General features: G+C 35.2%; 26 protein-coding genes. 17 read left to right on the top strand and 9 right to left on the bottom strand.

Annotated elements, in window-relative coordinates:
* Positions 1-208 precede the first annotated feature (208 nt).
* The gene (locus tag RTY06_RS04310) at positions 209-2,815 is read left to right on the top strand and encodes an MGH1-like glycoside hydrolase domain-containing protein (protein WP_312823076.1); all 2,607 of its coding nucleotides are present in this window, start codon (positions 209-211) and stop codon (positions 2,813-2,815) included.
* 80 nt (positions 2,816-2,895) lie between these two features.
* On the opposite strand, the gene RTY06_RS04305 is transcribed toward RTY06_RS04310, so the two are convergent.
* Complete coding sequence (locus RTY06_RS04305; protein WP_116033265.1) at positions 2,896-3,318, bottom strand: OsmC family protein; 423 nt, start codon at positions 3,316-3,318, stop codon at positions 2,896-2,898.
* Positions 3,319-3,415: 97 nt separating this feature from the next.
* Between RTY06_RS04305 and RTY06_RS04300 the strand changes: the two genes are divergently transcribed.
* The 6 genes from RTY06_RS04300 to RTY06_RS04275 all read left to right on the top strand — a co-directional run bounded on the left by RTY06_RS04300 (position 3,416) and on the right by RTY06_RS04275 (position 9,751).
* Complete coding sequence (locus RTY06_RS04300) at positions 3,416-3,817, top strand: hypothetical protein (protein ID WP_312823074.1); 402 nt, start codon at positions 3,416-3,418, stop codon at positions 3,815-3,817.
* Positions 3,818-3,826: 9 nt separating this feature from the next.
* Complete coding sequence (locus tag RTY06_RS04295) at positions 3,827-4,537, top strand: energy transducer TonB (RefSeq protein WP_312823073.1); 711 nt, start codon at positions 3,827-3,829, stop codon at positions 4,535-4,537.
* 117 nt (positions 4,538-4,654) lie between these two features.
* Positions 4,655-6,088 carry a tRNA (N6-isopentenyl adenosine(37)-C2)-methylthiotransferase MiaB gene (gene miaB, locus RTY06_RS04290; protein WP_312823072.1) on the top strand — a complete coding sequence of 478 codons (1,434 nt, stop codon included), beginning with the start codon at positions 4,655-4,657 and terminating at the stop codon, positions 6,086-6,088.
* Positions 6,089-6,139: 51 nt separating this feature from the next.
* A complete protein-coding gene (locus RTY06_RS04285) occupies positions 6,140-7,438 on the top strand; it encodes a sigma-54 dependent transcriptional regulator (protein ID WP_312823071.1) in 1,299 nt (432 codons plus the stop codon).
* Positions 7,438-7,989: an LptE family protein gene (locus tag RTY06_RS04280; RefSeq protein WP_312823070.1), complete on the top strand. Its 552-nt coding sequence runs from the start codon at positions 7,438-7,440 to the stop codon at positions 7,987-7,989. The genes RTY06_RS04285 and RTY06_RS04280 overlap by 1 nt, the downstream gene beginning before the upstream one ends.
* Before the next feature lie 4 nt (positions 7,990-7,993).
* Entirely contained in the window at positions 7,994-9,751 is a 1,758-nt protein-coding gene (locus RTY06_RS04275; RefSeq protein ID WP_312823069.1) for a hypothetical protein, read from the top strand.
* A 34-nt stretch (positions 9,752-9,785) separates the two neighbouring features.
* On the opposite strand, the gene RTY06_RS04270 is transcribed toward RTY06_RS04275, so the two are convergent.
* The gene (locus tag RTY06_RS04270) at positions 9,786-10,589 is read right to left on the bottom strand and encodes a GLPGLI family protein (protein WP_312823067.1); all 804 of its coding nucleotides are present in this window, start codon (positions 10,587-10,589) and stop codon (positions 9,786-9,788) included.
* A 1-nt stretch (position 10,590) separates the two neighbouring features.
* Complete coding sequence (locus RTY06_RS04265) at positions 10,591-11,547, bottom strand: GLPGLI family protein (RefSeq protein ID WP_312823065.1); 957 nt, start codon at positions 11,545-11,547, stop codon at positions 10,591-10,593.
* 228 nt (positions 11,548-11,775) lie between these two features.
* On the opposite strand from RTY06_RS04265, the gene RTY06_RS04260 reads away from it, so the two are divergent.
* The 9 genes from RTY06_RS04260 to RTY06_RS04220 all read left to right on the top strand — a co-directional run bounded on the left by RTY06_RS04260 (position 11,776) and on the right by RTY06_RS04220 (position 17,738).
* Positions 11,776-12,105, top strand: a complete 330-nt coding sequence (locus RTY06_RS04260) for an iron-sulfur cluster assembly accessory protein (RefSeq protein ID WP_312823064.1) — start codon at positions 11,776-11,778, stop codon at positions 12,103-12,105.
* A gap of 5 nt (positions 12,106-12,110) precedes the next feature.
* Positions 12,111-13,559, top strand: coding sequence for a Fe-S cluster assembly protein SufB (gene sufB / locus RTY06_RS04255; RefSeq protein ID WP_312823063.1), 1,449 nt, complete (start codon positions 12,111-12,113; stop codon positions 13,557-13,559).
* Between the two features lie 37 nt (positions 13,560-13,596).
* Positions 13,597-14,340 carry a Fe-S cluster assembly ATPase SufC gene (gene sufC, locus RTY06_RS04250; protein WP_312823062.1) on the top strand — a complete coding sequence of 248 codons (744 nt, stop codon included), beginning with the start codon at positions 13,597-13,599 and terminating at the stop codon, positions 14,338-14,340.
* A gap of 30 nt (positions 14,341-14,370) precedes the next feature.
* Positions 14,371-14,763 carry a four helix bundle protein gene (locus tag RTY06_RS04245; protein ID WP_312823060.1) on the top strand — a complete coding sequence of 131 codons (393 nt, stop codon included), beginning with the start codon at positions 14,371-14,373 and terminating at the stop codon, positions 14,761-14,763.
* 27 nt (positions 14,764-14,790) lie between these two features.
* A complete protein-coding gene (gene sufD / locus RTY06_RS04240; protein WP_312823058.1) occupies positions 14,791-16,098 on the top strand; it encodes a Fe-S cluster assembly protein SufD in 1,308 nt (435 codons plus the stop codon).
* A gap of 236 nt (positions 16,099-16,334) precedes the next feature.
* Entirely contained in the window at positions 16,335-16,571 is a 237-nt protein-coding gene (locus RTY06_RS04235) for an addiction module protein (protein WP_312823057.1), read from the top strand.
* On the top strand, positions 16,561-16,860 hold the full coding sequence (locus RTY06_RS04230; protein ID WP_312823056.1) for a type II toxin-antitoxin system RelE/ParE family toxin: 300 nt from the start codon (positions 16,561-16,563) through the stop codon (positions 16,858-16,860). Before RTY06_RS04235 ends, RTY06_RS04230 begins: the two co-directional genes overlap by 11 nt.
* 9 nt (positions 16,861-16,869) lie before the next feature.
* Positions 16,870-17,391, top strand: a complete 522-nt coding sequence (locus RTY06_RS04225) for a hypothetical protein (protein WP_312823055.1) — start codon at positions 16,870-16,872, stop codon at positions 17,389-17,391.
* Positions 17,392-17,393: 2 nt separating this feature from the next.
* The gene (locus RTY06_RS04220) at positions 17,394-17,738 is read left to right on the top strand and encodes a tRNA-binding protein (protein WP_312823054.1); all 345 of its coding nucleotides are present in this window, start codon (positions 17,394-17,396) and stop codon (positions 17,736-17,738) included.
* An 8-nt stretch (positions 17,739-17,746) separates the two neighbouring features.
* On the opposite strand, the gene RTY06_RS04215 is transcribed toward RTY06_RS04220, so the two are convergent.
* The 6 genes from RTY06_RS04215 to RTY06_RS04190 form a co-directional block, all read right to left on the bottom strand.
* The gene (locus RTY06_RS04215) at positions 17,747-18,097 is read right to left on the bottom strand and encodes a hypothetical protein (protein ID WP_312823053.1); all 351 of its coding nucleotides are present in this window, start codon (positions 18,095-18,097) and stop codon (positions 17,747-17,749) included.
* A gap of 16 nt (positions 18,098-18,113) precedes the next feature.
* Entirely contained in the window at positions 18,114-18,311 is a 198-nt protein-coding gene (locus tag RTY06_RS04210; RefSeq protein ID WP_312823052.1) for a hypothetical protein, read from the bottom strand.
* Positions 18,312-18,325: 14 nt separating this feature from the next.
* Positions 18,326-18,457, bottom strand: coding sequence for a hypothetical protein (locus tag RTY06_RS04205; protein ID WP_312823050.1), 132 nt, complete (start codon positions 18,455-18,457; stop codon positions 18,326-18,328).
* Positions 18,457-20,295, bottom strand: a complete 1,839-nt coding sequence (locus RTY06_RS04200; protein ID WP_312823049.1) for an ABC transporter ATP-binding protein — start codon at positions 20,293-20,295, stop codon at positions 18,457-18,459. Before RTY06_RS04200 ends, RTY06_RS04205 begins: the two co-directional genes overlap by 1 nt.
* Before the next feature lie 135 nt (positions 20,296-20,430).
* On the bottom strand, positions 20,431-21,357 hold the full coding sequence (locus RTY06_RS04195) for a M28 family peptidase (RefSeq protein WP_312823047.1): 927 nt from the start codon (positions 21,355-21,357) through the stop codon (positions 20,431-20,433).
* Positions 21,358-21,501: 144 nt separating this feature from the next.
* Complete coding sequence (locus RTY06_RS04190; protein WP_312823046.1) at positions 21,502-21,891, bottom strand: DUF4293 family protein; 390 nt, start codon at positions 21,889-21,891, stop codon at positions 21,502-21,504.
* A gap of 172 nt (positions 21,892-22,063) precedes the next feature.
* On the opposite strand from RTY06_RS04190, the gene rho reads away from it, so the two are divergent.
* Positions 22,064-23,839, top strand: coding sequence for a transcription termination factor Rho (gene rho / locus RTY06_RS04185; protein ID WP_312823045.1), 1,776 nt, complete (start codon positions 22,064-22,066; stop codon positions 23,837-23,839).

Here is a 23,839-nt window from a genome sequence, read left to right as displayed (position 1 = left end):
TTTTAATTCGTTGAAAGAAGGAACAAACCCCAACATAGCCCCGATGGGAACGGCATCCTTTTTTTGCTTTTGGGGAAATTGTTTTTAATGACAAATAGTCTAAGCAAAAAAAGATATAGTGGACAGCGGGTTGGAATGTTCTAACAAATGTACAACCGTGTTGCTCCTGATAAAAAAGAATAATTATTCTCAAAAAATAATTAGAAAAATGAATGAAGAAGAAAAACTAAGAAATCCGAATTGGAAAAAGTGGGGTCCGTACGTGAGTCACCGCCAATGGGGAAATGTACGCGAAGATTATAGTACCAACGGTGATGCGTGGGAATTTACCGGTCACGATACAGCGGAAGCGTGGACTTACCGTTGGGCAGAAGAAGGCATCGCAGGAATCTCGGATGAGAAACAGCAATTATGTTTTGCACTTTCTTTCTGGAACAAAAATGACTGCAGAGTTAAGGAACGTTTTTTTGGATTAAGCAATCATCAGGGAAATCACGGCGAAGATATCAAGGAGATTTTTTATTATCTGGACAATACACCGTCTCATAGCTATATGAAGATGGTTTACAAATATCCAATCCAAGCGTTTCCTTACGATGACCTCATCAATACCAATGCGCAACGCTCCAACAAAGACCCTGAATATGAAATATTTGATACAGGAATCTTTGATAACGATGAATATTTTGACATTTTTATTGAATATGCGAAAGCTGGTGAAGATGATTTTTTAGTCAGAATTGATGTTCATAACAGAAGTAATCAGCCTGCTCCAATTGTGGTTTTGCCAACAGTCTGGTACAGAAACAATTGGATGTGGGGTTATAATGATTACAAAGGTCAACTTGGTTTTTCTAAACAAGGTGAGATTGACATCCATCATAACAGCCTTAGTATAAAGAAATTATACTCCAGAAACAGAAATGTGGATGCGCTGTTTTGTGAAAATGAAACGAATCGTTCGAGATTATTCAATCTTCCGAAGACAGAAGGTTTTTTCAAAGACGGAATTAATCAATATATCACGAAAGGTCTTGATACAATCAATCCTTCGAAAACAGGAACGAAAGCTTCTCTCCATTGTGAAGAAATCATAGAAGCGAACAGCAACAAAGTTTTCGAATTCCGATTGTCGCCTCATATTATGGATGATGCGTTTTGGGATTTTGATGAAATAGTCTCGAGACGAAAACAGGAAGCGGATAAGTTTTATGCGAACATCCAGAAAGATATTGAGAATGAAGACGAAAAGAATGTCCAAAGACAGGCATTTGCAGGTTTGCTTTGGAATAAACAATTCTATCATTACAACATCGGAAAATGGCTGAAAGGCGACCCGAATTTCCCTATTCAACGAAAAGGTTTTGTGCGAAACAGCAATTGGGAACATCTTCATAACAAAGATATCATCTCGATGCCCGACAAGTGGGAATATCCTTGGTATGCAACTTGGGATTTGGCATTCCATTGTGTGAGTTTTTCTGTAATTGATTCGGAATTCGCTAAAAATCAACTGATTACTCTGACGAAAGAATGGTATATGCATCCAAACGGACAGGTTCCTGCTTACGAATGGAATTTTGATGATGTTAATCCGCCTGTTCACGCTTGGGCAACTTTCCGAGTTTTTAAAATCGATGAAAAAAATAATGGAAAACCAGATTTGGCTTTCCTAGAGAGAGTTTTTCAGAAATTATTATTGAATTTCACTTGGTGGGTTAACCGAAAAGACTACAACGGGAAAAACCTTTTTGGAGGTGGATTTCTTGGACTAGATAACATCGGAGCTTTCGATAGAAATATGGAATTCAGTGAAGGTGAACATCTGGAACAAGCCGACGGAACGAGTTGGATGGCAATGTATGCGCTGAATATGATGCGTATTGCTATGGAATTGGCAACTTACAATCCGGTCTATGAAGATTTGGCGATTAAGTTTTTTGAACATTATCTTTATATTGCCGAAGCAATGGAAAACATTGGGGAAGACAAACAAGGACTTTGGAATGAAGAAGATGGGTTTTTCTACGATTTGCTTCAGTTATCCAACGGAGATAGTGTGAGTCTGAAACTTCGAAGCATTGTTGGATTGATTCCAATGTTTGCGGTAGAAGTTGTGGAACACAGCCTTTTGGAAAAACTTCCCGAGTTCAAAAAAAGGATGGAGTGGGTTCTGAAAAATAAACAAGACCTTACGAAATTGGTTTCCCAATGGTATGTTGAAGGCGAAGGAAACAAACACCTTTTGAGCATCCTAAGAAAAACAAGATTGACAAAAGTTTTAACAAGATTAGTTGACGAATCTGAATTCCTCAGCGATTATGGAATCCGTGCGATGTCCAAGGTTTATGAGGAAAACCCTTTCCGATTCACTGTTCACGGACAGGAACACGTGGTTTATTACACACCAGCAGAAAGTGACAGCCGAATGTTTGGCGGCAACAGCAACTGGCGCGGACCTATTTGGTTTCCGATTAATTTCCTGATTGTTGAAAGTTTACAGCGTTTTGATTTCTTTTTCGGAGATTCTTTAAAAATCGAATATCCAAAAGGAAGCGGAGAATACAAAAATCTGGATGAAGTTTCAAAGGATATCAGCAACAGACTTTGTAAGATTTTCCTGAAGGATGAAAACGGAAACAGAGCGTTCAACGGTGGCGTTGAGAAATTCAATCAAGACCCACATTTCAAAGATTACATTATGTTCTTCGAATATTTTCACGGCGATAATGGCCGTGGTGTTGGCGCTTCTCATCAAACTGGTTGGACTTCAACAGTTGCGAAGTTGATTCAACCGAGGCTGGCTAGCCGATAATAAGCTGGAGTGTGTGAGCGTTTTAGGGTTTTAGTGAGTTTTGATTCTCTCCTACTCTAAGACGCTCAAACCCTCAAACTCTATTGCACAAGTTCTCCATTAACGCTGACTTCGTAAGAAATCTCAACATTTGGCTCCAATGTTTTAGAAACAGAACAATATTTTTCGAAAGATAATTCCGATGCTTTTTTTGCTTTTTTCGGGTCGATTTCACCTTCAAGAAAAAATTTTACTTTGATGGATTTGAAAGGTTTTGCATCATCTACCTGCACTCTTTCGCCTTCTACTTCCGCTTTGAAATCTGTAATCGTCTGGCGTTGTTTTTTCAATATTGAAACGACATCAATTCCGCTACATCCAGCCACTGCCATTAATAAAGATTGCATTGGCGATACACCTTTTGCTCCTGGCAAAGTGGTGTTGTCTAATAAAATAGAATTTCCCTGTTCATTGGAACATTCAAACAAAAAATCATCATTGATTCTATTAAGTGTAATTTTCATTATGTCAAATTAAAATCAAAATTACAAAATCATAAAACAGCATCGGTTATTTTCATTCGCTATTTTAATATATTTGACAAAACTTTTAACCTAAACAATGAAATACCTATTTCTAGTCTTCGCAATATTCACCAGTTCATCTTTTTACTCTCAAAATTCGGACTTGTCAAATGTTACCAGAAAAGCAGAATTCCCAGGCGGAAAGGAAGCTTTCCGAAATGAGTTTATGAAAATGGTTCACGGCTATGTGGATTTGACAGCTTATGCTGTGAACGGAAAATTTTCTTTCGTCATCACCATTGATGAAAAAGGAAAAATGAGCGAAATGAAAATCTATCCAAAAGTGAGAAATGATGACGAGTTTCGTCAAGATATGGACTTTGCTATGAGACGAATCAAAAAGAAATGGAAACCTGCTCTTCAAAACGGAATTCCTGTAAGCTCCAATATTATTTTTGAAATCAATTTTTCTTCGGAACATTCTGACCATGAATATTAATTTTAACCAATGAAAAACTTTTACTATTTTTTGACTTTTATAAGCGCATTTTGCAATGCTCAGTATGATTATTTCCCTAAAGACCAATCTCCCTATAAAGATGGAATAGAAAATTACTACAAAGATTTCCACAAAATAATTGTGGAGAAAGGACTTCAGTCTTGTAGTAATATCGATGAGATGTATAATTTTAAAGTTCTAATTTCACCAGATGCGACTATAAAATTTGTAAAGGATGCAGATGAAAAAAATATTCTTGAAAACAAATGTGCATTTGATCTTGCAAGAGAAGTTGCAAAATATCAAACTGGTTGGACACCTGCAATTATTAATGGAGAAAAGAAAGCAGCAATAGCTCATTTCATAATTTACCCTGATGATCTTTTTGAAAAATATAAAGAAGGTTATGATTCTTCTAAAAGTTACATTCTTCCAGATTATGAAGGAGGAATAAACGAATTTCGAAAAAAAGTATCCAATGCTATTGATCTTTCTAGGTTTAATTGGAAAGGCAAATTCAGAATTGTTACTAGATTTGTTGTTGAAAGAGATGGATCTTTATCTAATATCGTTTTGGAAGAGTCTTCGGGTCTAAAAGAGTTTGATGAAATGGTTATAAAATCAATTAAAAAAATCAAAAATAAGTGGACTCCTGGAAAGATTCACTCCAGACCAGTAAGAAGTCATATGAAATTTCCATTGACTTTTTCTATGGAATAAATCCCTGCCATTCTGTCACAATATTTTGTATCTTTGCAGACTTAAACAGTTCAAATTTTCGGGTTCAAAGTTCATCAACATTGGATTTCTTAACATTGAACTTTAAATCTAAATGTAGTGCAGGAAAAATATATAGACGAAACCAAACAAGGAGAAGCTTTCGCAATCGCTGAAAGATCCGGAAATTCTAAAAAATTATTTCTGGAAAGTTACGGCTGTCAGATGAACTTCTCTGATTCCGAAATTGTTGCATCCATTCTTAACGAACAAGGTTACAACACGACTTTGAAAGCAGAAGAAGCAGATTTAATTTTATTAAATACTTGTTCCATTCGTGAGAAAGCTGAGCAAACAGTGAGAATGCGTCTTGCTCAATTCAAAAACCTTAAAAAAGAGCGTCCCAATATGACCGTTGGCGTTCTTGGTTGTATGGCAGAAAGACTGAAAACCAAATTCTTAGACGAGGAACAACTCGTAGATTTGGTGGTTGGTCCGGATGCTTACAGAGACCTTCCAAATCTTCTCAAAGAAACCGATGACGGAAGAGACGCTATTAACGTAATTCTCTCAAAAGAAGAAACTTACGCAGACATTAATCCTGTTCGTCTTGGTGGAAATGGCGTTACAGCTTTTGTTACAATTACAAGAGGTTGCGATAATATGTGTACTTTCTGTGTTGTTCCTTTCACAAGAGGAAGAGAAAGAAGCCGTGACCCACATTCTATCATAGAAGAATGTGTTGACCTTTGGAATAACGGTTATAAAGAAATTACACTTTTAGGTCAAAACGTGGATTCTTACCTTTGGTACGGAGGTGGACCAAAAAAGGATTTTGCAAAAGCATCCGAAATGCAAAAATTGACAGCTGTTAATTTTGCTCAATTGATGGAAATGGTTGCTAATGCCGTTCCTAATATGAGAATCAGATTCTCGACTTCCAATCCTCAGGATATGAGTCTGGACGTTTTCCGTGTGATGGCAAAACATAATAATATTTGCAAATACGTTCACTTGCCTGTTCAAAGTGGAAGCGACAGAATCCTTGATTTAATGAATCGTCAGCACACGCGTCAGGAATATTTGGACTTAATCAAACAAGCGAAAGAAATCGTTCCTGATATTTCTTTTTCTCAAGATATGATTATCGGATTCTGCACAGAAACTGAAGAAGATCACCAAGATACATTGTCATTGATGAGAGAAGTGGAATATGATTACGGTTATATGTTTGCTTACTCAGAAAGACCTGGAACGCCTGCTCACAAAAAAATGGAAGACGACATTCCTGCAGATGTTAAGCAGAGACGCTTGGCAGAAGTGATTGCTCTACAAGGCGAATTATCCAAAAAGAGAATGGCTTCTTACGTTGGTAGAGTTCACGAAATCCTGATTGAAGGTGTTTCCAAAAAGAATAAAAACCAATGGAAAGGTAGAAATTCCCAAAATGCAGTTTGTGTTTTCGATATGCTGGAAGGACAGAAAATTGGTGACATTGTTTCAGTTTTTGTTCACGGGAATACGCAAGGAACACTCTTGGGGGAAACGGTTTGATGATTCTTAACCATTGAATTTCAAATCTTAAATTTCAAACATCAAATCAATATGGCAGACTTACAATCCATAAAAGCACGTTTCGGAATCATCGGGAATTTTCCTGCTTTGAACCGCGCTTTAGAAAAATCGATACAAGTAGCACCAACAGATATTTCCGTTCTTGTAATTGGAGAAAGTGGTGTTGGGAAAGAGTTTATCCCGAAAATAATCCATTCAGAATCCAGAAGAAAACATCAGCCTTACATTGTTGTAAACTGTGGTGCAATCCCAGAAGGAACAATCGATTCCGAATTATTTGGTCACGAAAAAGGCGCTTTTACAGGCGCAACCTCTACCAGAAAAGGATACTTTGAAGTCGCAGATGGCGGAACAATTTTCTTGGATGAAGTTGGAGAATTACCTTTGCAAACGCAGGTTAGGTTATTAAGAGTTTTGGAAAGTGGAGAATTTATGAAAGTGGGTTCTTCGCAAGTTCAGAAAACCAATGTAAGAATCGTAGCTGCAACCAACGTTAATATGATGAAAGCGATTACAGACGGCCGTTTTCGGGAGGATTTGTATTATCGTTTAAATACCGTTCAGATTGATATGCCGGCTTTGAGAGAAAGAAAAGGCGATATTCATTTATTGTTCAGAAAATTTGCGATTGACTTTGCTGAGAAATACAGAATGCCGGAACTAAAACTGACAGATGACGCCGTATCTTATCTTGAAAATTATAGTTTTCCCGGAAATGTTCGCCAGTTGAGAAATTTGGTAGAGCAAATGACTGTTGTTGAGCAGAATAGAGAAATCAATTCGGTGAAGTTAGCAGAATATATCCCAATGAATGCAAATCTTCCGGCGGTTGTTCAGAAGAATAATCTTGGAGGAAATCAAGGTTCAGATTTTAGTTCGGAAAGGGATATTATGTACAAAATTCTCTTCGATATGAGAAACGATATTAATGATTTAAAATCCTTAACTTCGGAACTGATAAAAAATAAAGGAAATGCTGATCTAAGTTTACAGGAGAAAAACCTCATCAATAGAATATATACTCCTGAAACACAGCAAGTAGCAAGTCCTAATTCTTTGCTTTACTTCGAAAATAATAACAACAATCAAAATCAGATTCATCATCCAACGATTATTTCTGAAGACGAAGATCATAATTACAACGATGTAGAAGATATTGAAATTGAAGAAGCTAGGTCAGAATCTCTTTCGCTTCAAAACAATGAAAAAGATCTAATAATCAAAGCATTAGAAAAACACAAAGGAAGAAGAAACAAAGCTGCGGACGAGTTGGGAATCTCGCAAAGAACACTTTATAGAAAAATAAAACAATATAATCTAGAGGAATAATGGTCAGAAGTCAGAAGCCAGAAGTCAGAAGCCAGAGAATTAAAATCTTTTTTCTTTTCTCTTTATTCTTTGTTCTTACAAGTTGCTATTCTTTCACAGGATCATCTTTAAGTCCGGAAATGAAAACAGTTAAAATCAACACATTTCCGAATAACGCAGCCAACAATCTGCCAAGTTTGAGTCAGGATTTTACGGTGGCGTTGCAGAATCGTTTTCTACAGAGAACTACTTTGAAAGGTGCTATTGAAAAACCAGATCTCTTGATAGAAGGAGAAATAAGTGATTACAACATCACACCAACCAGTGTTGGAGCCGCTACAACTACAACTTCTGGAAGTACAATTGAAGCGCTTCAGAACAAGTTAACCATCACAATAAAAGTTCATTATGAAAATAATGTAGACCCAACGCTAAGTTTTGACAGAACTTATAGTGACGAAGCCGTTTTCAATAGCGACCTGGATATCAACTTAATAGAAACTGCACAGGTAAGAATTGTGAATGAAAGGATCATCAACAAAATTTACAATGATATTGTAGCCAATTGGTAAAAGTATGAATACAAGAGTTTTAGAATTAATAAAAAATCCAAAGATTATTACAGAATCCGATTTGAAGATATTAGAATCCGAGTCGGAGAAAATGCCTTACGCTCAGAGTATTCGTGCGCTTTATCTTTATGGGATTAATCTTTATCAATCAGAAAAATACAAAGAAAATCTTTCTAAAACAGCAGCTTACACAACGGATAAAAAAATACTTTATCAATTCATCAATTCTGAAAAAATTGCTAAAAAAGAAATCACGTCAACTCAAATTGAGCCAGAAAAAACAGCTCACAATCAAACAATTAACAATACAGAAACAGAAATTGTAAAACCTGCGGAATCTGAAATCGTAACTGAGATAGAAAAAACAGAAACCCAATCTGTTATTAATCAATTTGACATTGATAAAACTATCGAAAATGAAAGTGAGAAAAATTCCGAATTCGTTGTTTTAGATAACGAAGAAAACTCCGTAGAAGAAAAAAATCATAAAATCGATTCGCAACCTACCAAAGAACCTGAAATTGTTTTAGTTAAAGATGATTTGGAAATTAAAGACAATTTAATTGTTATTGATGAAAATCGTTCTGAAGAAACTATTTCTGAACATAAAACCGTTGAAGAAGTTTTAGAAACTCATGAAGAAAAAATTGTAGAAATCAAACCAGAAATTCAAGTTCAAGATGAGGATTCTTTTGGCAATATTAGTTTTAATGGGATTGAAGATTTTCTTCCTCAGGTTAAGTTTTCGGTTCCCAAAAATCACTTAGATTATCTTAATCCTCCAAAAAAAGAAATTAAGAAAGAAGTACAACAACCAATACAAGAAATTCCTGTTGCAAAAACAGAATATGTAGAACCAGTTGTTCCTGAAATTGCTGAAAATGAAATCGACAACAGCCAAGTAAGTTTTGAAAACACTCAAACTTTCGAAATTTCAAAACCAACAGAAGTTGTTGAGGTAGAATCTGAAATTGACGAAAACATTAGTAAAGATGAAATCAGCTTTGAAAATACTCAGAGTTTCGAAGTTTCGAAACCAGAAGAACCTGTAATTGTCGCTAAAATTCAGGAGCAAGAAATTATTTCTAAAAAGGAAAAAGTTGATGAACAATCTATTTCTGAATGGAAACCAATGTCTTTTTCTGCTAATATTCCCGATGCGCTGATTGGCAAAACTACAGAAGTAGAAAAGCAGCCTGAAGTCGAAAGTATAGTTGAAGAAAAAACTGCCGAATCTGAAATTAAAGAAGAAATCATTATTAACGAAAAGCCAATTGTAGAAGAAACACCTCAAGTCACAGAAACTGAAAGACCTGTGATGAATGTTTCTTTCTTCGGCAACGAAGTTTCTAAAATTGAAGAAAAAGAAAGAGAAATCCCCTCAATTATTGAAAAGCCAGAAGCGAAAGAAATTCCTGATAGCAACGTTGGAACTTTCATCAACACTTGGCAAAGCTGGTTGAAAATTGAGAGAAAAGAAACTGCAGAAGAACAAGCAAAAGTCAAGGAAAAAATCATTGATAATTTCATAGAAACAAACCCAAAAATCTCACAATTAAAAGAGGAAAGCAATTATGTTGTAAAAGAGAAAAAAGACGACATTTCTCACTTGATGACCGAGACCCTTGCAAGATTATATACTGAGCAAAAGCTCTATACAAAAGCAATAAAAGCTTACGAAATCCTTTCTGAAAAGCATCCTCACAAAAAAGATTACTTCGAAGAAAAAATCGAAGAAGTCAAGGAAATCAGGAAATCATAAAACAAAAATCGTCCCGAATCTCAGGACGATTTTTTTATTCTAACTCAATCGGATTATTATTTTTCTTTGCATCTTCTTTCATTCGGTTTTCACGATCTTTTCGCTCCTGCGGGTTCGATTCATTTCGCCCTCTCCCACGACCCGAGTTGGTCATAAAAGAACCAGGATCTTGCTTGAATTTAAGCTCTTGCTTTATAAAATCTTTTCTTTTCAAAGTAATGGTAGCTCCTCGCTCTTCGAACGTTGCAATATTATTTATCTTTTTAGTTTCCTTCAAATCAAAAGAAAAGTCACCTTTAGAATCTTCAACTTTTACAATCAAACCAGGCAACCCAGAGAATTTATAAGGTCCATCTTGGAAAGGAATATCTGTAGTAAACCAAGCAAACCAAGTTCTTCCTGCAAAATTAACTTCTGCTTTTTGAGTATTATAATCACCGATTTTCACCGTTTCGGGAAGTATTTTCCAATCCATTGTACGATCTTCGGTGTACAGATAATTATCTCTCGCAATTCTTGTTTTAAAACTTTTTGTACCTGTTTTAAAGTTCTTTTCTACAATGAAGTCAATTCTTGAACGCAGACTTTCCATTTGTGTCCGGTCAAAATTAAAAGATTTGGTTTCAAATGCACGTTTGAAAAGCGAATCACGCTGCAATCTTTTCTCACCATAAAAAACTGATTTTTCAGCATTAACATCCAAATTGGCAATTTCAGTTTTGATATCATCTCGGTTCGTAGAATCTAGTTTCATTGTCACCTGATAGACAAAACGCGTCCCTTGCTGAGCCATTAAAAAAGACATTGCGAAAAAGGTTAATAGTTTTAAAAATTTCATATTAATATTTGTTACTTAATTCAATTGGATTGGTATTTCCGAAATTCATTGCAGGAGCTTTATTTCCAGCCGAGTTATCTTGCGGATTTCCCATTTGTATATCTGCTTGTCCGTTTCCTACCTCGCTACCTGGCATTCCGCCATTCATTCCTTGCTGGCCGCCGAATCCGCCATTCATACCACCACTTCTTTGGTTCATTCTGTTGAAACTATCAAAGTTAATCTCAGGATCCTTATTTTTAACCATTTCCATTCTTACAGATTCTTTGTCTCCTCGGAAGTTGATTCTTGTAGATTTTCTGGCGTCTGGTTTTATTGTTTCGGAAAAGGCTTTTTCTATATTAATTTTCTTAGTAAAGGTAAATCTGTAATCACCTTTATCATCTTCCAGTTTTAAAATTAATCCCGGAAGTCCTAAAAATTTGTATGGCCCATCGGAGATTTTAATTTCAGGAGCAAACCAAGCTGTCCAAGTTCTTCCTCCAAACGTCATCGTTGCTTTCTGAACTTTATAATTATTAAAATCGGAAATTTGATTAGAAATATCCCAATTCATTTTTCTGTCTTCCTGATAATAGACTTGCTTTGAACCAATACTTTCAACAAAATTTACAGACTTGTCTTCTTGATTTTTTGTAATAAAATAATCAAAAAAAGTAGGTTGTATAGATTTTCCATTCGGCAGCTTTGGAAATTCGGATTTATCTTTTTTTGATTTTTTAATTTCTGTTACGCCTTGTTGTTTTAAAACTGCAGTTAAAGAATCTTTTAATAATTTACTTTCACTGATGAACAATGACTGATTATTCTTGACATCCAAAAAAGTATTCTCAACTTTCATATTAACAAGATTAATCGTATCTGGATTCACTTCGGTTTGATAAATATACCTCTCGGTCTGGCTCATCATTTTTCCAAAAAAGGAAATCATCATCATTAAAATAAATATCTTCTTCATAATTAAAACTGATTGTTTGATTAACAAAATCAAGCAAAGTTAATTATAAGAACAATCAGAACTAATTTTTATTCATTTTTTGATAACAATTTAACATTAACAAACTGTCTTTCATTGTTGAACGAAATATTAAAGTCTATTTAAAATCGTTAAAATAGACGCTGTCGATTTGAGATTGCGGAAATTAGTTCGTACTTTTGTTGCCTAAAATCAGTCTAAATAAAAACAATGATAAAAGTAAGCGATCAGGCAAAATCAAAGGCAGCTCAGTTGATGACTGAAGAAGGCTTCAATCCTGAGACTGACTATATAAGAGTAGGCGTAAAAAGTGGCGGTTGTTCCGGTCTAGAATACGTCTTGAAGTTTGATAATATAAAAAATGAAACCGACCAAATCTTTGAAGATAACGGCGTGAGAGTCATTATTGACAAAAAATCCATCCTTTATCTTGCAGGAACAACTCTGGAATATTCTGGAGGATTGAATGGAAAAGGTTTTGTTTTTAATAACCCAAATGCTGCAAGAACTTGCGGTTGTGGAGAAAGTTTTAGTTTATAAAAATTATGTCTAAATATACCGAAGACGATTTACGCGTCGATTTAGAAAATAAAAAGTACGAGTTTGGATTCGAAACGGATATCGAATACGAAGATTTCCCGATTGGTCTTAACGAAGATATTATCCGAGCAATTTCTAAAAAGAAAGAAGAGCCGGAATGGATGACAGAATGGCGTTTGGAATCTTTCCGAATCTGGCTGAAAATGACAGAACCGGATTGGGCAAACATCAAATATCAAAAACCTGATTTTCAAGCAATCAGATATTATGCGGCTCCGAAGGCAAAACCGGAATTGGCAAGTCTTGATGAAGTTGACCCAGAATTGTTGAAGACTTTCGCAAAATTGGGAATCAATATCGAGGAACAAAAAAGATTAGCGAATGTTGCGGTTGATATCGTTGTAGATTCTGTTTCAGTAAAGACAACATTTCAGGAAACTTTAAAAGAGAAAGGTATTATCTTCTGCTCTATTTCTGAAGCTATCAAAGAACATCCGGATTTGGTAAAACAATATCTAGGAAAAGTAGTTCCGAGAGGCGATAATTTCTACGCTGCTTTGAATTCCGCAGTTTTCTCTGATGGAAGTTTCTGCTACATTCCAAAAGGTGTGAAATGTCCTATGGAATTATCTACTTATTTCCGTATCAATCAGTCAGGAACTGGTCAGTTCGAGAGAACTTTGGTCATTGCTGATGAAGGAAGTTATGTTTCTTATCTTGAAGGTTGTACAGCACCGTCAAGAGACGAGAATCAACTTCACGCAGCAGTTGTAGAATTAATCGCAATGAACGATGCTGAAATCAAATATTCTACAGTTCAAAACTGGTATCCTGGAGATGAAGAAGGAAAAGGTGGCGTTTTCAATTTTGTAACTAAAAGAGGTCTTTGCGAGAGAAATGCAAAAATCTCTTGGACTCAAGTTGAAACAGGTTCTGCTGTAACTTGGAAATATCCGAGCTGTATTTTGAAAGGTGATAACTCAGTTGGAGAGTTTTATTCAATCGCAGTTACAAATATGCATCAGTATGCAGATACAGGAACGAAGATGATTCACATCGGAAAGAACACTAGGTCAACCATTATTTCAAAAGGTATCTCTGCTGGAAAATCTAATAATTCTTATCGTGGATTGGTAAAAGTAATGCCAACTGCAAAAGGAGCGAGAAACTTTTCTCAGTGTGACTCTTTGTTGATGGGTAATGAATGTGGTGCACACACTTTCCCTTACATCGAAATTAAAGATCCGACTGCACAATTGGAACACGAGGCAACGACTTCGAAAATCGGAGAAGACCAGATTTTCTATTGTAACCAAAGAGGAATTGATACAGAAAGAGCAATCGCTCTGATTGTGAATGGATTCAGTAAAGAAGTTTTGAACAAGCTTCCGATGGAATTCGCAATTGAAGCTCAGAAATTATTGGAAATTTCGCTTGAAGGTTCAGTTGGTTAAAATTTAAAAATTAAACACAAGATATTAAACATATATAATGTTACAAATCAAAAACTTACACGCCAAAATTGAAGATGGCGCAGAAATTTTAAAAGGAATCAATCTTGAAATAAAACCAGGCGAAGTTCACGCTATTATGGGACCGAACGGAGCAGGAAAATCGACACTTTCTTCTGTGATTGCAGGAAAAGAAGATTACGAAGTAACGGATGGCGAAATTCTTTTCGAAGGAGAAGAAATCGGTGAATATGCGCCTGAAGAAAGAGCACACAAAGGAATTTTCCTTTCTTTCCAATACCCTGTGGAAATCCCTGGAGTTACTGTTACCAATTTCATCAAAGCTGCTCTTAACGAAACAAGAAAAGCAAACGGATTGGAAGAAATGGGCGCTAAAGAGATGTTGGGATTAATTCGTGAAAACTCTGAGAAATTAGGAATCAAGAAAGATTTCCTTTCCCGTTCTTTGAACGAAGGTTTCTCTGGAGGTGAAAAGAAAAGAAACGAGATTTTCCAAATGATGATGCTTAACCCAAAATTGGCAATTCTTGACGAAACTGATTCTGGATTGGATATCGACGCTTTGAGAATCGTTGCTGATGGTGTAAACCAATTCAAAAATGAAGGCAACGCAGTTTTGTTAATCACGCATTACCAAAGACTTTTAAACTACATTCAGCCAGATTTCGTTCACGTTTTGGCAGATGGAAAAATCATAAAAACAGGAGATAAATCCCTAGCACTTGAATTAGAAGAAAAAGGTTACGATTGGCTTCTTAATTAATTTCTAATTTGAGATTTGAAGTTTGAAATTATGGCAACAATTAATAATTTTGAAGATTTAGAGATTTGGAAAAAGTCTCGAATTTTATGTCAAAAAGTTGATGCCTATTTACTTCAAAACCCAAATTGCAGTCAAAATATTAAATATCAAATTGACCGTTCATCCGGTTCTGTTATGGATAATATTGCAGAAGGATTTGAACGGGAAGGAAATAAAGAGTTTATTAATTTTCTTTCAATTTCAAAGGGTTCTTGTGGAGAAGTACGTTCTCAATTAATCAGAGCATTTGATAGAAAATTTATTAATGAAAATGAATTTAACGATTTGCTAAAAGATTGTGCAGAGCTTTCAAAAATGATTTCTGGCTTTATGAAATACCTAAAAACTACAGAACATAATGGAAACAAATTTCTGCGTCCTTAACTTCAAATCTCAAACTTCAAACAACTAATGAGTTTAAACATACAAATTTTAAATCAACATTCAGATTTTTTGGAATCGCTTCGTCATTCTTTTTTGAACGAAGAGAGAAAAACTGCGCTTCAGAAATTTGAAGAGAAAGGTTTTCCGACCAAAAAAGATGAAGAATACAAATACACGAATCTGAAGGAAATCACAGAGAAAAATTACAATTTTTTCCCTTCAGAAACTCATCATATTACCAAAGAGCAGTTGGACGAATTGCATCTTGGAGAAGAACATTTTGACTGGATTGTGTTCATCAACGGTAAACTTCACAAAGAATATTCTAACATTTCGATTGAAAATGCAGAATTTCTGACTTTGAATGAAGCTCTTAATGATTCAGCAAAAAAAGAAACTTTCAATCAATATTTCAATACGATTGCGAACAAAGATTTAGCTTTCACAAACTTGAATTTGGCTTATTTCAATGAAGGATTTTTCTTGAAAGTTCCAAAAAACATCGTCATCGAAAAACCCATTCACGTTTTTTATATTTCTGACAGTCAAGAAGAAAATACATTCTACAATACAAGAAATCTTCTGATTGTAGAAGCTGGTGCAAAAGTAGAAGTGATTGAAAGTCACCACAATTTTGATGAATCTTTCGTTTTCACCAACTCTGTGACGGAAATTTTCACTTATCAAAATGCAAAAGCAGATTGGCACAAATTGCAGAACGACAGCGACACTTCTTACCTTGTGGACCATACATTTGCAAAACAGGAAAGAGACAGCTTAACGACTGTGAACACGTTTTCTTTCGGAGGGAAATTAGTTCGTAACAATTTGGATTTTATTCACAACGGTGAGAATATCAATTCGTTTATGAACGGAATCACAATTATCGGGAAAGACCAATTGGTAGACCACCACACGGCCGTTCATCACAACACGCCAAACTGCGAATCTTACCAAAATTACAAAGGGATTTTCAAAGACAAATCGCACGGTGTTTTCAATGGAAAAGTGTTCGTGAACAAGATTGCTCAGAAAACCAATGCTTATCAGCAGAACAACAATATTTTGTTGGACGAAGGCGCAACTATCGATACAAAACCTCAGCTGGAGATTTTCGCAGACGATGTAAAATGTTCGCACGGTTGTACCGTTGGACAGCTGAACGAGGACGCGATGTTCTACCTTAGAGCTCGTGGAATTTCCAAGAAAGAAGCAAGAGCATTGTTGCTTTACGCTTTCGCCAACGATGCGATGCAAAACATCGATATCGAGCCACTCAAAGTAAAAGTTTCCAAACTTCTGGCAGAAAAACTGGAAGTCAATATGGAATTCTAAATAAATCAAATCGCATCTCTCAGGTGCGATTTTTTATTTGGGCGCCTTAATCCGCCTTCCGTTCCCGCTTTTTTCTTTTTTATTCAAAAAAGAAAAAGAGCTCCACTCAAGTCGGGGCGCAGATTCAACTTCTATAGAACATTTGATTCCAAAAATTAGTTTTAACAGACAAATTATTTATCAGCACGAAACAAATTCAGAATTTCATTAACTTTGAAATCATCAAATAACACAAAATGGACTCAAGCATTCAACTCAGAAAAAAAATCCACGACTTTATAGACCAAGCTGACGATAAAATGTTGCAGATTTTCAATGCAATTATTTCCAACGAAAACTCTGATGAAAAAGGTCTTACGAAAGAACATCGAGAAATTCTGGATAAGCGATTAGAAGAACATCAATACAATCCAGAATCGGGAAAACCTTGGGCTGATGTTGTGAATGAGCTTAAAAAAGAATATGGTTTATAAGCTGATAATCAAACCAAAATCGCAACAAGATATTAGAGAAGCGATGGAATGGTATAAGAATCAGAATATTAACCTCCCTGAAAAATTTCTAGAAAAAATTGATGAATCACTACTTAAGATTCAGAAAAATCCGCAACATTATCAAAAACGATATAAAGAAATAAGGATTGTCTTCACGAGAAAATTCCCATACGGAATTTATTATACTGTTGAAGATAACACGATTTATGTTCACGCAGTCCTGCATACGAAACAAAATTCTGATATTGCGGAAAATCGTATTAAATAAAACACACAAATGAATTACGAAAAATTACAATTCAACCTCAACGCCTACAAAGAAACTGGCGAAATCCTAGAGGCTGCAAGATTCCTCATCCATGAATTCGAATTGGATGATGAGAACTTTTTAGGATTTGGTTTTCGGGAAGAATTAGAAAAGAACTCGATATTATTGACTGCTAATGGAGAAATCGGAGATATGCAGGAAGTTTTGATTCCGAGAAATCTTTTCGATTTTGATTTGACATTGGTTCTCAATATGCTCGCTCACGAGATGTTGCACGTTCGTCAGAAATCGTCAAAAATGATGATTATGGACAAGAACGAACGCGAATGGCAGGCTTACTACGAAATGTTATTTCATGCCAATTTTCCGCAGATTCCAGAACTTTCTGATTATTACAAAAACTTCTTTGGTGAGAAAGCCTTGATTTATTACGGAAGAATGGGCGAAGGAAGTGAACTTCAATTAAAATACTCTGAGCAAAAATTTGAAGTTGAAAAACTTTTGCAAGACATTAAAAATAAAACAACTTAACAATGACAAAACCAGAAATAACTTGGCAAGATTTTGAGAAAATCGACATCAGAGTGGGAACAATTATTTCCGCGAATGATTTTGAAAAAGCCAGAAATCCTTCTTATCAATTGGAAATCGATTTTGGAGATTTAGGTATTAGAAAATCTTCGGCTCAAATCACAGCTTTGTATCAAAAAGAAGATTTGATAGGAAAACAAATTCTTGCGGTTGTGAACTTCCCAAAGAAACAAATCGCCAACTTCTTCAGCGAATGTCTTGTTCTAGGCGTTTACGGAGAAAATAAGAGTGATGTGACTTTGTTAAGTCCAAGCTTACCTGTGAAAAATGGGCTGGAAGTTGGGTAATCTAATTATTATTTAAGCAAACCGTCTTTCCAAAAGTAATAGGAAAACTGAGAATATAATTTACGCTGATTATCTTTATTTATCCATTGATATTTTTGAAAGACGTTCTCATTTAGTCGTTTTTCTAATTCATCAACAATAATAGAATCGCCTTTGTAATCAACCAAATTCCAACAATCATTTTGAACACTTTTACACAAATTTTTATAATGTTCTATTTCTGAAGTATTAAGCTCTGGAAACTTTTTTATTAATCTTTCAGATATATCTTTTCCAAAACTCTTGCCCCATTCTAACGACAACTTTAATGCAAAGTTTTCTCTTTGGAACGGTTTATTTTTTCTGAATAATGAAAACATAATTTAATTCTAAAATTTATTTGATATAAGTTTTCACCTCATCAAGAATATTGAAAATCAATTCCATTGGTAAATCCTCTTCCATATCTAGAAGTAAGATTTTGAATTTTTTCCTGCCCTCGGATAAAAGTTCAGGATAATCCACTCTATCGCCGTGATAAAAACTGAGATAATGCTTCTGATGTTGTTTGCTGTAATAGAAATAGCAGAGCATTTTCTTTTTATATTTCAAAAAGGAAGTCCAAAGCTGAAAGTTTCGGTAATCAGTTCATCGGAATTTAGAATCTTTTCTCGGATAAACAGAAGCGCACTTCTCGCAGGTTCATCAACCCGATAAAAATATTCCTGAATGGGATTCATTAATCAAAATTCTGAAGCTCAACCAACTTTCTGTAAGTTCCGTCTTTGTCCATCAATTCCTGATGAGAACCTTGCTCCACAATATCACCTTTTTCCATCACAACAATATGGTCAGCCTTCTGAATCGTTGATAATCTGTGTGCAATCACTAGAGAAGTTCTGTTTTGCATCATCTTTTCCAAAGCGTCTTGAACATATCTTTCAGACTCTGTATCTAGAGCAGAAGTTGCTTCGTCAAGAATCATAATTGGTGGATTTTTCAGAACTGCTCTTGCGATGGAAACACGTTGTTTTTGTCCGCCCGAAAGTTTGTTTCCGTCGTCTCCAATATTGGTATGATAACCTTCCGGAAGCTGGGTAATAAAATCGTGAGCATTCGCTATTTTAGCAGATTCTATAATTTGTTCTTCGGTTGCATCAGGATTTCCCATCAAGATATTGTTGTAAACCGAATCGTTGAACAAAACAGATTCCTGAGTTACCATTCCCAGAAGTTTACGATAATCCGTCAGTTTTAGATTTTTGATATTATGTCCGTCAATCAGGATTTCGCCTTCGGAAACGTCGTAGAATCTTGCTAATAGATTGGCAATCGTTGTTTTTCCACTTCCGGATTGTCCAACCAAAGCAACTGTTTTCCCTTTATGTAAATCGATGGAGAAATTCTTGAGAATCAGATTAGATTTCTCGTAATAGAATCCAATATTTTTGAATTCAATTTTATCTTTTAATTCAGAAATTGGTGTTGGATTTGGAACTTCATCAACTTTTAAATCATAATCCAAAACTTCGGAAACTCTTTCCAAACTCGCCATTCCTCCTTGGATATTGGAAACAGCATTCGACAAACGTTTTGCCGGGTCCAAAATTTGAAAGAAAACCGCGATAAAAGCAAGGAAAGTTGCAGGGTCACGATTGGTTCCGTTGATGATTTCTGTTCCTGCATACCAAGTAATCAACAACATTGTCACAGAACCAAGAAACTCACTCATTGGAGAAGCTAGTTCTCGCCTTCTACTCATCGATATGGCGTGATGTTGCCATTGATTTGTGGTTTTATTAAATCGATTTTTCAGAATTTTATCTGCATTGAAAATCTTGATTACTTTTGAAGATTTTAAAGTTTCATCAACCAAAGAGAAGAGATTTCCTAATTCTTCCTGAGCATTTTTAGCCTGCTTTTTCAAACTTTTCCCAACCCAAGAGATAATCCAACCCATAATTGGGAAGACAACTAATGAGAATAATGTCAATTTTGGAGAAAGAAGAAACAACGCTGTCAAAGACGAAATAATCATAAACGGCGAGTTCACAATGTCTACCAAAGAACCCATAATTCCACTTTCTACACCACCGATATCATTGGAAATTCTGGACATCATATCACCTTTTCTCTGTTCTGTGAAGAAAGAAACAGGTAATTTCAGAAACTTGTCGTACATCGCAGTTCTCAAGTCTCTTGTAATCCCAACCCGGTAATTTACCAACAAGTAAGAACCAATGTAACGGAAAATATTCCTCAATAAAAAAGCAAACGCCGTCATACAGCAAAGAATCGCTAAAACTTTGATTCCGCCGTGTTCATCGATATTAACCTGAATCGTGTAATATGCCCAATCTTTCACATAAGCGAAATAATCAGCCAGTCTACCATTCCAAATTGGAGCTTTTGTTGTGTCGATTTCATCAGAAGTTCCGAACATTATGCTCAAAATTGGAAGTAATGTTCCTATGGAAAAGATTTGCAAAAGTGAGTAAAGAATGTTAAAAAACATACTTCCCCAAAGGTATTTTTGATGTGGTTTTGCAAAACCTAAAATTCGCTGGTATGGTTTCATTAAGAAAAATTGAAAGGCAAAAATACGGAAAATAAATAGCTTGCAATAGATGAAAGAAAATAGATAAAAGATAAAAGACTAACAATCATTATATTTTAACTATAAGTACTTTTTTTCCTACTACTTATTAAGACGTTACAAATCGTATTTTACCTTATCATTATACTTAGGCTGGAAGTTTTTTGTATTGAATTTTTCAATAGTTTTAGCAAAATTATTGATGATATTTGTCAAATTATCAGCATCTACAATACTAATATCGTCATTCACAGCGTGGTAATGAAAAGCCTTGTTCATATCAACTGTCGAGATAGAATGTGCAATGATTTTTCTTTTGACAAAATTCACATTATCAGACCTGTAGAATAATTGCTGACCTTGATATGGGTCTGGATAAACTTTCAAACCGTTAACTGCGTTTGCATTAATCAATTCATCGAAATCAGAAAACTCATCGCCAGTCATAAAAACAGCATTTTTTCCGAACTGAGATTCTGTCGCTAACATTTCGAAATTAAAAAGCGCTTTGATATTATTGAAAACAGGCGTTAAATTTTGATTTTCAGACAACGCTTTTGAACCAATCAGTCCAATTTCTTCTGCATTGAAAGTCATAAAAACCATTGAAAAATCTGTCTTTTTATCTTTGAAATAATCAGCCAAACCAATTACTGTTGAAACGCCACTTGCATCGTCGTCTGCCCCGTTGTAGATATTATCGCCCTCTTTGTTATTGGTTCCAATGTGGTCAAAATGTGCTGAAAAAGCCAAACTCTGTTCAGATTTTCCTTTTTTAATTCCGCAAACGTTGTAGCCTTTTTGTCCTTTATACTCGAAAGGAACGAGATAAGAATCTCCGAAGCAGTAATCCAGATTGTTTTTTTTGAATTCCTGTGCGATATACTCAGCAGATTTGTCGTTTTCAGGTGTTCCGAATTTTCTACCTTTCATCTCATCAGAAGCTAAAGTTGAAACAATACTGACAAGTCTTTCTTTGGAAATATCCTGCGCAAAAGACAGAAACGATTGAGCAATTAAAACAACAGAGATTACTTTTTTCATAGTTAGATTGATTTATTTTAGAATAATAAGTACAACAAGCTAGCACTTTGTTACTAATCTTCTAAATATAAAGATAATATTGTTACAAATAAAAAAACAGCCTCCAAAAAGGAAGCTGTTCTCACTCAAAAAATCGTCGTAAGCCTATCGAAGTCTGTCTACAGATTTTACGAGCCTCTCATCTTTTCTGATGTAGATGTTTGCCAAAAGCAGACAAATAATAGAAATCAATGAAAAAATTGGCTCAATACCCTTCTCAGGAAACTGAATTCCTCCGGATAAATTGAGTAGCCAGTAAGTCAAAAGACCAACCAACAAAGCGTTTATAATGATGCTGATGTTATTCAGCAAAATTTGTCTCTTACGGTTTTTGAAACTGAATAAGCTCAAAAGTCCAATTACAATTAACAAAACAATTGAAATATTAATGGTAAGATTTCCACCAAAAATATCAAAATCCTGAGCTGTTAGATTCAGGAAAATGGCTCCTAAAACTGCTAAAAATATCCAGACTGTTTGTATTCTTTGTAACATTCTTATTATAAATCCTTTATAAAAAAGGTTAAAATCGATTACAAAAATAAAATAATTTTTGCTTAATTCAAAAATTAATGTAGATTTGCATTGTAATCACTCATTTAAAAATGATAACCGCCTGGTTTTCATTCTTACTTTACAAAAATAAATTTACTTTTTTACGTATAATATGTTTAATATTGAAACGCTAAGGTCAAAATCCGATGAGGAATTGATCAAACTTTCTAAAGATTTAGGCGTTAATTTGGCTAAGAAAAGCTCTCCAGAAGATACTGTCTTTGCAATTCTAGATTATCAGGCTTCAAACCCCAAAGTAATCAAGGATTATCTAAACGCTAATCAAGAGAATATGACGAAAAACACAGAAGAAAACTCTGGAGAAAAAGCTCCTATTAAAAAAAGAGGAAGAAAACCTGCTGAAAAACCAAAACAAGAGGCAGAAGTTCCTACCATAGAGACTGTTGTATCAGAAGCTCCTACAACTGTTGAAACTCCAGTGGTAGCAGAAGAGATTAAGAAACCAAATCCTCCCAAGAAAAAACAACCAAGAACTAGAGTTACACCAACTGAAAATAAAGAGCAAAGTCCTATTGAGGTACCTCTTGAAACAGTTCCAGTTTCTGAAACAACTCCTAAGATTGACGAAAAACCTGAGGACACCAAACCTCAACAAAGACAGCCTCAACAGCAAAACAATCGTCAACAGCAACAAAAGGCCAATAATAATAGAGGTCAACAAAAAACACAAAATCCTAACACTCCTCAGAACAACAATCAAAAAGAACAATCTGAAAATCAGCCTGAGCAGGCTCCGAAAAAAGATTTCAACTTTGATGGATTGATTACAATAGAAGGTGTTTTGGAAATTCTTCCGGACAATTACGGATTCCTACGATCTTCGGATTTCAGTTATATTTCTTCTCCAGATGATGTTTATGTTTCTACCAATCAAATCAGAAATTATGGTTTGAAAACGGGAGATACAGTAAAAGGATTCGTGAGATTACCAAAAGAAGGCGAAAAATATTTTTCACTTCTTAAGCCAACGGAAGTTAACGGACGAGATTTAGCTTTCATCAAAGATAGAGTTGCTTTCGAATATCTTACACCACTTTTTCCTCAGGAAAAATTTAATCTAGCAGGAAAAGGATCAACACTTTCTACAAGAATCGTAGATCTTTTTGCACCAATAGGAAAAGGACAAAGAGCAATGATTGTTGCACAGCCCAAAACCGGTAAAACAATTTTGCTTAAAGATATTGCCAACGCAATTTCTGCCAATCACCCGGAAGCTTATATGATGGTTCTTCTAATCGATGAAAGACCTGAAGAAGTAACCGATATGCAGAGAAGTGTAAATGCAGAAGTTATAGCTTCTACTTTTGACGAAGCTGCGGATAAACACGTCAAAGTAGCGAACTTAGTATTATCAAAAGCTCAGAGAATGGTAGAATGTGGACACGATGTTGTGATTCTATTGGACTCAATTACGAGATTGGCGAGAGCCTACAATACTGTAACTCCAGCTTCGGGTAAAATCCTTTCTGGTGGTGTTGATGCTAATGCACTTCACAGACCAAAACGTTTCTTCGGAGCAGCGAGAAAAATCGAAAATGGAGGTTCTTTGACAATTATCGCAACAGCTTTGATTGATACAGGTTCTAAAATGGACGAAGTGATCTTCGAAGAGTTCAAAGGAACTGGAAATATGGAATTACAATTAGACAGAAAAATTGCCAACAAGCGTATTTATCCAGCTGTAGATTTGGTATCATCCAGTACAAGAAGAGATGACCTTCTTCTAGATGAGGCAACGCAACAGCGTATGTGGATTATGAGAAAATATCTAGCAGATATGAATCCTCTTGAAGCGATGGAGTTTGTACAGAAACAGATTAAAGGGACAAAAAATAATGAAGAATTCCTAATGTCTATGAATAGATAA

The sequence above is a fragment of the Epilithonimonas sp. genome (assembly GCF_032055105.1).
Taxonomy (GTDB): Bacteria; Bacteroidota; Bacteroidia; order Flavobacteriales; family Weeksellaceae; genus Epilithonimonas.
The sequence above is the reverse complement of the archived record's forward strand: the minus strand, read 5'-3'. Positions and strand labels throughout refer to the sequence as shown.

Excerpts from the sequence above, each read along its gene's own strand:
- RTY06_RS04235 (WP_312823057.1), top strand. The coding sequence starts at position 16,335 with ATGGACTCAAGCATTCAACTCAGAAAAAAAATCCACGACTTTATAGAC.
- RTY06_RS04310 (WP_312823076.1), top strand. The coding sequence starts at position 209 with ATGAATGAAGAAGAAAAACTAAGAAATCCGAATTGGAAAAAGTGGGGT.
- RTY06_RS04285 (WP_312823071.1), top strand. The coding sequence starts at position 6,140 with ATGGCAGACTTACAATCCATAAAAGCACGTTTCGGAATCATCGGGAAT.
- RTY06_RS04220 (WP_312823054.1), top strand. The coding sequence starts at position 17,394 with ATGACAAAACCAGAAATAACTTGGCAAGATTTTGAGAAAATCGACATC.
- RTY06_RS04225 (WP_312823055.1), top strand. The coding sequence starts at position 16,870 with ATGAATTACGAAAAATTACAATTCAACCTCAACGCCTACAAAGAAACT.
- sufB (WP_312823063.1), top strand. The coding sequence starts at position 12,111 with ATGTCTAAATATACCGAAGACGATTTACGCGTCGATTTAGAAAATAAA.
- sufC (WP_312823062.1), top strand. The coding sequence starts at position 13,597 with ATGTTACAAATCAAAAACTTACACGCCAAAATTGAAGATGGCGCAGAA.
- RTY06_RS04210 (WP_312823052.1), bottom strand. The coding sequence starts at position 18,311 with ATGCTCTGCTATTTCTATTACAGCAAACAACATCAGAAGCATTATCTC.
- RTY06_RS04270 (WP_312823067.1), bottom strand. The coding sequence starts at position 10,589 with ATGAAATTTTTAAAACTATTAACCTTTTTCGCAATGTCTTTTTTAATG.
- RTY06_RS04200 (WP_312823049.1), bottom strand. The coding sequence starts at position 20,295 with ATGAAACCATACCAGCGAATTTTAGGTTTTGCAAAACCACATCAAAAA.
- RTY06_RS04300 (WP_312823074.1), top strand. The coding sequence starts at position 3,416 with ATGAAATACCTATTTCTAGTCTTCGCAATATTCACCAGTTCATCTTTT.
- sufD (WP_312823058.1), top strand. The coding sequence starts at position 14,791 with ATGAGTTTAAACATACAAATTTTAAATCAACATTCAGATTTTTTGGAA.
- RTY06_RS04195 (WP_312823047.1), bottom strand. The coding sequence starts at position 21,357 with ATGAAAAAAGTAATCTCTGTTGTTTTAATTGCTCAATCGTTTCTGTCT.
- rho (WP_312823045.1), top strand. The coding sequence starts at position 22,064 with ATGTTTAATATTGAAACGCTAAGGTCAAAATCCGATGAGGAATTGATC.
- RTY06_RS04245 (WP_312823060.1), top strand. The coding sequence starts at position 14,371 with ATGGCAACAATTAATAATTTTGAAGATTTAGAGATTTGGAAAAAGTCT.
- RTY06_RS04205 (WP_312823050.1), bottom strand. The coding sequence starts at position 18,457 with ATGAATCCCATTCAGGAATATTTTTATCGGGTTGATGAACCTGCGAGA.
- RTY06_RS04230 (WP_312823056.1), top strand. The coding sequence starts at position 16,561 with ATGGTTTATAAGCTGATAATCAAACCAAAATCGCAACAAGATATTAGA.
- RTY06_RS04215 (WP_312823053.1), bottom strand. The coding sequence starts at position 18,097 with ATGTTTTCATTATTCAGAAAAAATAAACCGTTCCAAAGAGAAAACTTT.
- RTY06_RS04190 (WP_312823046.1), bottom strand. The coding sequence starts at position 21,891 with ATGTTACAAAGAATACAAACAGTCTGGATATTTTTAGCAGTTTTAGGA.
- RTY06_RS04280 (WP_312823070.1), top strand. The coding sequence starts at position 7,438 with ATGGTCAGAAGTCAGAAGCCAGAAGTCAGAAGCCAGAGAATTAAAATC.
- RTY06_RS04260 (WP_312823064.1), top strand. The coding sequence starts at position 11,776 with ATGATAAAAGTAAGCGATCAGGCAAAATCAAAGGCAGCTCAGTTGATG.
- RTY06_RS04275 (WP_312823069.1), top strand. The coding sequence starts at position 7,994 with ATGAATACAAGAGTTTTAGAATTAATAAAAAATCCAAAGATTATTACA.
- RTY06_RS04305 (WP_116033265.1), bottom strand. The coding sequence starts at position 3,318 with ATGAAAATTACACTTAATAGAATCAATGATGATTTTTTGTTTGAATGT.
- RTY06_RS04295 (WP_312823073.1), top strand. The coding sequence starts at position 3,827 with ATGAAAAACTTTTACTATTTTTTGACTTTTATAAGCGCATTTTGCAAT.
- RTY06_RS04265 (WP_312823065.1), bottom strand. The coding sequence starts at position 11,547 with ATGAAGAAGATATTTATTTTAATGATGATGATTTCCTTTTTTGGAAAA.